The sequence below is a fragment of the Dermacoccus sp. UBA1591 genome (genome assembly GCF_002322065.1).
Classification (GTDB): Bacteria; Actinomycetota; Actinomycetes; order Actinomycetales; family Dermatophilaceae; genus Dermacoccus; species Dermacoccus nishinomiyaensis.
The window spans coordinates 1-9,078 of sequence record NZ_DCNR01000030.1; the positions used below are offsets into that span (position 1 = coordinate 1).

Annotated in this window: 8 protein-coding genes; all 8 read left to right on the forward strand. The window is 69.4% G+C overall.

What is annotated here, in order from left to right:
- A partial coding sequence (infB, locus tag B2284_RS03375; RefSeq protein ID WP_286697190.1) for a translation initiation factor IF-2 occupies positions 1-1,775 on the forward strand: 1,775 nt, incomplete at its 5' end.
- Positions 1,776-1,972: 197 nt separating this feature from the next.
- On the forward strand, positions 1,973-3,085 hold the full coding sequence (locus tag B2284_RS03380; RefSeq protein WP_286697191.1) for a TRM11 family SAM-dependent methyltransferase: 1,113 nt from the start codon (positions 1,973-1,975) through the stop codon (positions 3,083-3,085).
- A gap of 116 nt (positions 3,086-3,201) precedes the next feature.
- Positions 3,202-3,639, forward strand: coding sequence for a 30S ribosome-binding factor RbfA (gene rbfA, locus B2284_RS03385; RefSeq protein ID WP_006943469.1), 438 nt, complete (start codon positions 3,202-3,204; stop codon positions 3,637-3,639).
- Entirely contained in the window at positions 3,636-4,595 is a 960-nt protein-coding gene (gene truB / locus B2284_RS03390) for a tRNA pseudouridine(55) synthase TruB (RefSeq protein ID WP_241724703.1), read from the forward strand. Before rbfA ends, truB begins: the two co-directional genes overlap by 4 nt.
- A 140-nt stretch (positions 4,596-4,735) precedes the next feature.
- On the forward strand, positions 4,736-5,836 hold the full coding sequence (nicT, locus tag B2284_RS03395; protein ID WP_006943463.1) for a Nickel transporter NicT: 1,101 nt from the start codon (positions 4,736-4,738) through the stop codon (positions 5,834-5,836).
- 9 nt (positions 5,837-5,845) lie between these two features.
- The gene (locus B2284_RS03400; protein WP_074045572.1) at positions 5,846-6,796 is read left to right on the forward strand and encodes a bifunctional riboflavin kinase/FAD synthetase; all 951 of its coding nucleotides are present in this window, start codon (positions 5,846-5,848) and stop codon (positions 6,794-6,796) included.
- A complete protein-coding gene (gene rodA / locus B2284_RS03405; RefSeq protein ID WP_062257572.1) occupies positions 6,793-7,923 on the forward strand; it encodes a rod shape-determining protein RodA in 1,131 nt (376 codons plus the stop codon). The genes B2284_RS03400 and rodA overlap by 4 nt, the downstream gene beginning before the upstream one ends.
- A gap of 64 nt (positions 7,924-7,987) precedes the next feature.
- Positions 7,988-9,078, forward strand: a 1,091-nt coding sequence (locus tag B2284_RS03410; protein ID WP_286697192.1) for an AMP-dependent synthetase/ligase, incomplete at its 3' end; no start/stop codon positions are given.

A 9,078-nucleotide genomic window follows, 5' to 3' on the forward strand; every position in this document is an offset into this window, starting at 1 on the left:
CGTCGCTGACGGACTTCGCCGACAAGATCGACGCGAACCCCGCATCGCTCGTCACCGTGCTGTTCCACCTCGGTGAGATGGCGACGGCGACGCAGTCGCTGGACGAGGACACGTTCCAGCTGCTCGGCGCCGAGCTCGGCTACGACATCCGTGTCGTCTCCCCGGAGGAGGAGGAGCGCGAGCTCTTCGGCCAGTTCAACATCGACCTCGACGCCGAGGCCGAGGGCGAGAGCGACGACGTGCTCGAGCAGCGTCCGCCGGTCGTCACCGTCATGGGTCACGTCGACCACGGAAAGACGCGCCTGCTCGACGCGATCCGCAACGCGGACGTGGCGCAGGGCGAGGCCGGCGGCATCACCCAGCACATCGGTGCCTACCAGGTCCACAAGGAGCACGAGGGCGTCGACCGTCCGATCACGTTCATCGACACCCCGGGTCACGAGGCGTTCACCGCCATGCGTGCCCGCGGTGCGAAGGTCACCGACATCGCGATCCTCGTGGTCGCCGCCGATGACGGCGTGATGCCGCAGACGATCGAGGCGCTCAACCACGCCCAGGCGGCGAACGTGCCGATCGTCGTCGCGGTCAACAAGATCGACGTCGACGGCGCGAACCCGGCGAAGGTGCGTCAGCAGCTCACCGAGTACAACCTCATCGCCGAGGAGTACGGCGGCGACACGATGTTCGTCGACGTCTCGGCCCGCCAGGGTCAGAACATCGACTCGCTGCTCGAGGCCGTGCTGCTCACCGCCGACGCGGCGCTCGACCTGCGTGCGAACCCGAACAAGGACGCCCGTGGTGTCGCGATCGAGGCCAACCTCGACCGTGGTCGCGGTGCCGTCGCGACGGTTCTCGTGCAGTCCGGTACGTTGCGCGTCGGTGACGCCATCGTCACGGGTCAGGCCTACGGACGCGTTCGCGCCATGCTCGACGAGCACGGCCAGAACGTCGCCGAAGCGGGCCCGAGCCGCCCGGTGCTCGTCACCGGTCTTGCCTCGGTGCCGCGCGCCGGTGACACGTTCATCGTCGCTCCGGACGACCGCACGGCCCGTCAGATCGCCGAGAAGCGTGAAGCGGCCGACCGTCAGGCCTCGCTGGCCAAGGCGCGCAAGCGCATCAGCCTCGAGGACCTCAACGAGCACCTCGCGGCGGGCAAGGTCGAGACCCTCAACCTCATCCTCAAGGGTGACGTGTCGGGTTCGGTCGAAGCCCTCGAGGACGCGTTGCTGCAGATCGACGTGGGCGACGACGTCGACCTGCGGATCATCGACCGTGGTGTCGGCGCGATCACGATGAACAACATCAACCTCGCCGTCGCCTCAGACGCCATCATCGTCGGCTTCAACGTTCGCGCCGAGGGCCAGAACGCGGAGTACGCCGAGAAGGAAGGCGTCGAGATCCGTTACTACTCGGTCATCTACCAGGCGATCGAGGAGATCGAGCTCGCCCTCAAGGGCATGCTCAAGCCGGAGTACGAGGAGCGCGAGACGGGCTCCGCCGAGATCCGCGAGATCTTCCGCTCGTCCAAGTTCGGCAACATCGCCGGATCGATGGTCAGGAGCGGCGAGATCAAGCGTGGCGCCAAGGCGCGCATCACGCGCGACGGTGTCGTCATCGTCGAAGGCCTCGAGATCGCCGGTCTGCGACGCTTCAAGGACGACGTCACCGAGGTCCGCGAGGGCTTCGAGTGCGGTATCAACCTCGGTTCGCACAACGACGTCCAGACGGGCGACCTCATCACCACGTACGAGATGGTGGAGATCCCCCGAGCCTGACGCCTCGCCGTGTCCGAGGCGATGACCTCATCGCCTCGGACACATGGTCGGATGCGACCCCGCTCGAACCCCGCACACCGGGGTTCGGGCGGGGTCGCCGTCGTGTATGGCGTGAGTCAGCCGTGGCACCGGGCCACGGCGCTGCGCGGCGCCATGCGGCATCGGCCGTGCGCGGCAGATCGGGCAGAATGGGGCCCGTGACTCTTGACGCTCCCGTGCTGAACCCCGATGTCTCGACCCCGCCCGACGTGGCGCCGGACGGGCGCCTGCTGCTGCTCGCGCCGTCGTCGAACCGCGTGTACGCGGGGGACGCGGCGCGCCTCAACGCTGCGGAGATCACGCTGCTCGCGGGTGCGCTCGGCATCGAGGCGAGCGTCGAGCCCGTCACCGTGGCAGGGGTCGACTACCTCGCCGTCGCCGGTGACGACGACCGGCTCGACCGCGTCGTCTCCGAGGCCAGCGGCGCGTTCGCGCTCTTCGGCGCGCGCGACGGGCTGCTGCGCCCGACCCCGCTGGAGCGACGCAGGCTCTACACCGATGACGTCGTCACGATCCAGAAGTACCAGGGCAAGACGAACGAGCAGTTCACGCACCTGCTGCTCAACGTCACCGCGGCGCTGAGCAAGCGTCCCGCACAGCTGCTCGACGGCACGCTGCACGTCCTCGACCCCATGTGCGGGCGCGGCACGACGCTCAACACGTGTCTGCTGCGCGGCCTCGACGTCACCGGCGTCGAGGTCGACAAGGGCGACTTCGAGCAGTACCAGGCGTTCATCACGACGTGGCTGCGCACGCACCGCCTCAAGCACGAGATCGACGCGACACAGATCCGTCGCAGCGGCCGCACGTACGGCCGCGCCCTCGAGCTAGAGACGGCTCCCAGCAAGGAGGACTGGAAGGCGGGGCGCACCCAGCAGGTGACGTACCTGTCGATGGACACCACCAAGCTGCCGGACGTCATGCGCCGCGCGAGCGTCGACGTCGTCGTCACCGACCTGCCCTACGGCGTGCAGCACGGCAGCCACGGTAGCAATGGCGAGCGGCTCGCCCGTTCACCGTTGCGCCTGCTCGATCGCGCGCTGCCCGGCTGGCACGACGCGCTGCGCACCGGCGGCACGATCGGCCTCGCGTACAACCGTCACGTCGCCGGGCCCGAGGCGATGGCAGAAGCGCTCGAGGCTCACGGCTTCACCGTCGTGCACGGCCACGGCGTGGACGGCCCGACGCAGGGGCACGTCGCCGCGGACGCCTTCCGTCACCGCGTCGACGCCTCGATCGATCGCGACATCGTCGTCGCGCGCAAGGGCTGAGCGGTTCATACGGGACACCCTGATCGGTAACGGCCGCGCCCGGCTGCGTCGTCGAGCCGCCGCCTGCGCCCATCGCCTAGGGTTGGGGCAGTTCACTTCAGCATCAGGAGGCATCCATGGCCGACCAGGCCCGCGCCCGCAAGGTCGCCGACCGCATCAAGTCCCTCGTCGCCGAGTACGTCGAGTTCCGTCTCAAGGACGAGCGCGTCGGCTTCCTCACGATCACCGACGTGCGCGTCACCGGCGACCTGCAGAACGCGTCCGTGTTCTACACCGTCTTCGGCAGCGACGAGGAGCGCGCCGCGACGGCCGAAGCGCTCGCCGACAACAAGGGCCGCATCCGCAGCCACGTCGGCAAGGGCCTCGGCATCCGTCTCACGCCGACGCTCGAGTTCATCGCCGACGCGATCCCCGAGGGCGCCGCACACCTCGAGGACGTGCTCGCCCAGACGCGCGCCCGCGACGAGGAACTGGCCCGTAACCGCTCTACCGCCGCCTACGCGGGCGAGGCGGACCCGTACAAGAAGCCGGCCGAACCCGCCGACGAGGCGTGAGCGAGTCCGCTGCCGAGCAGCGCCCCCGCCGCGAGGCGCGTCCGCAGACGCCCGACGGGCTCGTCCTCGTCGACAAGCCCGCCGGATGGACCTCGCACGACGTCGTCGGCCGCATGCGGCGCCTCGCGAACACGCGCCGCGTCGGCCACGCCGGCACACTCGACCCGATGGCGACGGGCGTGCTCGTGCTCGGCGTCAACAAGGCGACGAAGCTGCTGACGTTCCTCGTCGGGTGCGACAAGGAGTACACCGCGACGATTCGCCTCGGCCAGACGACGATCACCGACGACGCGGAGGGCGGCGTCACGGCCTCGACGCCGTTGACGCGCGCGGAGCTGAGCGACGAGGCCCTCGCGGCGGCCGTCGCCTCGCTCAGCGGCGACATCGAGCAGGTGCCGAGCAGCGTCAGCGCGATCAAGGTCGACGGTAAGCGCTCCTACGCCCGCGTGCGTGGGGGAGAGGACGTCGCCCTCGCCGCGCGTTCCGTCACCGTCAGCCGCTTCGAGGTGCTCGACGTGCGTGAGGCGAGCACGGACGACGGCATGCCCGTGGTCGACCTCGACGTCGTCGTCGAGGTGACCTCCGGTACCTACGTGCGCGCCCTCGCGCGCGATCTCGGCGCCGCGCTCGGCGTCGGCGGGCACCTCACAGCGCTGCGGCGCACCCGCGTCGGCGCGTTCACCCTCGAGGACGCGGCGACGCTGGAGACGATCGCCGAGCAGGCCGGGGACGGCGGCGTCCCGCGCGTCATCCCGATGGCGCAGGCCGCGGCGGATTCCTTCGTCGTCCACGATCTCGATGTCGAGGAAGAACGCGCCCTCGGGTACGGCCAGCGGATCGCCTCGGCGCACCGCGGGGAGGAGACGGTCGCGGCGATCGCGCCCGACGGGCGTCTCGCCGCGATCCTCGACGAGCGAGCCGCCACCGCGAAGTCGCGCGTCACCTTCCCGGCCTGAGCCTGCAGGCAGCACGCGCCGCGGTCACCACCCGCGGTGCCCGCGGCGCCCGCGACGCACGCCACGCTCACCCAGGTGCGAAGCTGTCGCACCGGGCGGTAAGGTGACGCTGCAACGCACGACGAGACGAAGGATGGGCGATGAGCCGTCTGACCGGCTGGTGGCACGGGTTCAACGCCCACGAGAAGCGCTCGATCCTCGGCATGGCGGGTTTCGTCGCGCTGCTGCACGTCGTGGGGTGGGGGGTGCTCGCGTTCGTCGTCGAACCGCAGAACCTGCAGATCACCTCGGACGGGCACAAGCAGCTGTTCGGCATCGGCCTCGGCCTCACCGCCTATACCCTCGGCATGCGTCACGCCTTCGACGCCGACCACATCGCGGCCATCGACAACACGACGCGCAAGCTGCTCACCGACCGTCGCGAGAACAAGCCCGTGTCGGTCGGTTTCTGGTTCTCCCTCGGCCACTCGAGCGTCGTGTTCACGATGTGTCTGCTGCTCGCGCTCGGGATCAAGGCCATCGCCGGGCCGGTGAAGGACGACGACTCGACGCTGCACCAGTGGCTCGGCGTCTTCGGCCCGACGGTCTCCGGCGTCTTCCTGTGGGTCATCGGCATCCTCAACCTCATGAGTCTCATCGGCATCGTGCGCGTCTGGCGCGGGGCGCGTGAAGGCCGCCTCGACGAGCAAGCGCTCGAGGGGCATCTCGATGGCCGCGGATTCTTCGCCCGCATCCTGCGGGGCGCGACGAAGTCGATCACGAAGCCGGTGCAGATGTACCCGACAGGGTTCCTGTTCGGCCTCGGCTTCGACACGGCCACCGAGATCTCGCTGCTCGTCCTCGCGAGCGGGGCGGCGGCCTTCGCGCTGCCGTGGTACGCGATCCTCACCCTGCCGATCATCTTCGCCGCCGGCATGAGCCTGCTCGACTCGATCGACGGCATCTTCATGTCCCGCGCCTACGAATGGGCCTTCGCCAAACCGCTGCGACGGCTCTACTACAACGCGACCGTGACGGGCCTGTCGGTGTTCGTCGCCCTCGTCATCGGCACGATCGAACTGGCCGGCGTCGTGAGCGACAAGTGGAACATCACGAGCGGCCCGGTCGCCTGGCTGGGTTCGATCCCGCTCGACTCGGTCGGGTACGTCATCGTCGCGCTCTTCGTGCTGACGTGGGCCGGCGCGCTCGCCGTGTGGCGTCTCGCACGCATGGACGAGCGAGAGCTGTCCACGGGCGGATAAGGTGGCGTCGTGCTGCGCCTGACTGACCCCCACGACCTGCCCGCCGACTTCGGGCCCACCGTCGTCACACTCGGAAACTTCGACGGCGTCCACCGCGGCCACGCCGCCGTGATGCAGCGCGTCGCGCAAGAGGCTCACGCCCGTGGGCTCAAGAGCGTCGCCGTGACGTTCGAGCCGCACCCCCTCGCCGTCCTCGCGCCCGACAAGGCGCCCGAGATGCTGACGGGCATGAAGGACCGGCTGTTCCTGCTCGAACAGCTCGGCCTCGACGCCGTCGTCGTCATGCCGTTCACCCGCGAGCTCGCCGCGCAGACGCCGCGCGAGTTCGTCGAGACGACGTTCGTCGACGCCCTGCATGCGCGCTGCGTCGTCGTCGGCAAGGACACTCGCTTCGGCGTGAAGAACTCCGGCGACATCACGACGCTGAGCGAGCTGGGGGGCGAGTTCGGTTTCGATGTCATCGCCCTCGACGACGTCGGCCCGGGCGTGCGCTGGTCGTCCTCGCAGGTACGCGAACTCATCGCGGGCGGCGAGGTCGATGAGGCCGCCGAGGTACTCGGGCGCAACCACTGCGTCGTCGGGGAGGTCGTCAAGGGCTTCCAGCGCGGGCGCGAACTCGGTTTCCCGACGGCCAACCTCGCGCGGGACGCCGAGGGCGTCGTCCCCGCTGACGGTGTGTACGCGGGGTGGCTCGTGCGTCGCTCGCTCGCCCAGGACGACCCCGAATACCGCTTGCCCGCCGCCATCAGCGTCGGCACGAACCCGACGTTCGACATCCCCGAGCGCACGGTCGAGGCGTACGTCCTCGACCGCACCGACCTCGACCTGTACGGCGAGATCGTCGCCGTCGAGTTCGTGCAGCACCTGCGCGGCAACGTAAAATTCGACTCGATCGAGGCACTGATCGAGCAGATGACGCGCGACGTCGAGGCGGCACGCGACCTGCTCGCGCCTGCGTGAACGCAGCGCGACGCGAGCCGCGACGCGTCCTCGCCGACCTCGCACGCCTCGACCTCGGCCTGCTGACGGCGGCGGCCGGCCTCACCGTCATCGGCATCCTGCTGACGTGGTCGGCCACCGCACACGTCTCCGGCACCGCCTTCGCCGTGCGCGGCGTCATCAACGCCGTCATCGGAGTGGGCCTCGCGGCGCTCATCATGCGCCTCGATCCGCGGACGTTGCGCGCGCTCGCCCCGGCGATCTACCTCCTCACGTTGCTCGCCCTCGTCGCCGTCCTGACACCCCTCGGCAGCACGATCAACGGTTCGCGCTCGTGGATCGAACTACCCGGCTTCTCGATCCAGCCGTCGGAGATGGCGAAGGTCGCGCTCGCCGTGACGCTCGCGTCCGTCCTCGCCGACCGCGACGACCCGCGCCCCCTCGGCCTGCGGCAGCTGCGGTTGCCGCTCGCCGTCGTCGCCGTGCCCCTGGCGCTCATCATGCTGCAACCCGACTTCGGCTCAGCCGTCGTTCTCACCCTGCTCGCGGTCTCGGCGCTGCTCGTCCCCGGGGTGCGCCGGCGGGTGCTGCTCGGCGCGGGCACCGCGCTCGCGGGAGTCGTCGCCGTCGCCCTGTTCACCCCCGTGCTCGCGCCGTATCAGCGCGACCGGCTGCTCGCGTTCGTCGACCCCACCGCCGACCCGAGTGGCATCGGCTACCAGGTGGCGCAGGTCAAGACGGCCATCGGTTCCGGGGGGTTGTTCGGTGAGGGCTTGTTCGAGGGACGCTCGACGCAGGGCGGGTTCATCCCGTTCCAGTACACCGACTTCGTATTCTCCGTCGCGGGGGAGGAGCTCGGGTTCGTCGGGGCCGTGGGCGTCGTCGCGCTCGAGCTGTTCGTCGTCGTCCGCATGCTGCACGTGGCGCGCCGTTCGGAGGACGATTTCGCGCGCCTCGTCTGCGTCGCGCTCGCCGGATGGTTCCTCGTCCAGACGCTCGAGAACCTCGGGATGAACCTCGGTCTCATGCCCGTCACGGGGGTGCCGCTGCCGTTCGTCTCGTACGGTGGATCGAGCATGTTTTCGTGCTGGGCCGCCATCGGGCTCGTCGGAAACATCCAAAAGACCCGCCGCTCTCGCCTAGGGTGAGGGCTACACCGAAGAAAACTGGCGAGTAACCACTCTGCCGAGTTGCGACTGGAGGCGCCTACCCATGGTCATGAACATCGCCGACGAGAAGTTCGAGCGCGATCTCATCGACAACCGAGCCCGCAGCGTCGCGCATCTGTTCATCGACCGCGTCGCGAAGTCGGGCCAGGACGAGGCGTACCGCTTCCCGCAGGGTGGCGCCTGGAAGTCGATGACGTGGGCGCAGACCGACACGCACGCCCGTCAGATCGCGGCGGGCCTCGTCGCGCTCGGCGTGGACGCCGAGGACCGCGTCGCCATCGCCTCCTCGACCCGCCTGGAGTGGGTCCTCGCGGACCTGGGCAACATGCTCGCTGGCGCGGCGACGACGACCGTGTACCCGACGAGCCAGCTCGCCGACGTCGTCCACATCCTCACCGACTCGGGCTCGCGCGTCGTGTTCGCCGAGGACACCGATCAGGTCGAGAAGCTGCGTAGCGGACGCGAGCAGATCCCCGACGTCGTCAAGGTCGTCGTCTTCGACGGCGAGGGTGACGGCGAGTGGGTCATGACGCTCGACGAGCTGCGCGAGCTCGGCCGCACCCGTCTCGAGGAGACGCCCGACGTCATCGACGACCGCGTCGCCGGCATCAAGCCGCAGCACCTCGCGACCCTCATCTACACCTCGGGCACGACGGGCAAGGCGAAGGGTGTGCGCCTGTCGCACGACTGCTGGACGTACGAGGCGTCCGCCGTCGACTCGACCGGTCTGCTCAACGCGGGTGACGTGCAGTACCTGTGGCTGCCCTTGTCGCACGTGTTCGGCAAGATGCTGCTGTGCCTGCCGATCCAGGTCGGTTTCCCGACGGTCGTCGACGGTCGCGTCGACAAGATCATCGACAACCTGCCCGAGACGCAGCCGACGTGGATGGGCGCCGCGCCGCGCATCTTCGAGAAGGTGTACGGCAAGATCAACACGATGATGGAGGCCGACGGCGGCGCGAAACTCAAGCTGTACCGCTGGGCCGTGGAGGTCGGCACGAAGGTGGCCAACGAGCGCGCCGACGGCCGCGAGCCGTCCGGGCGGCTCGCGATCGAGTACAAGTTGGCCGACAAGATCATCCTGTCGAAGATCCGCGCCCGCTTCGGCGGTCACGTGCGCTACTTCATCTCCGG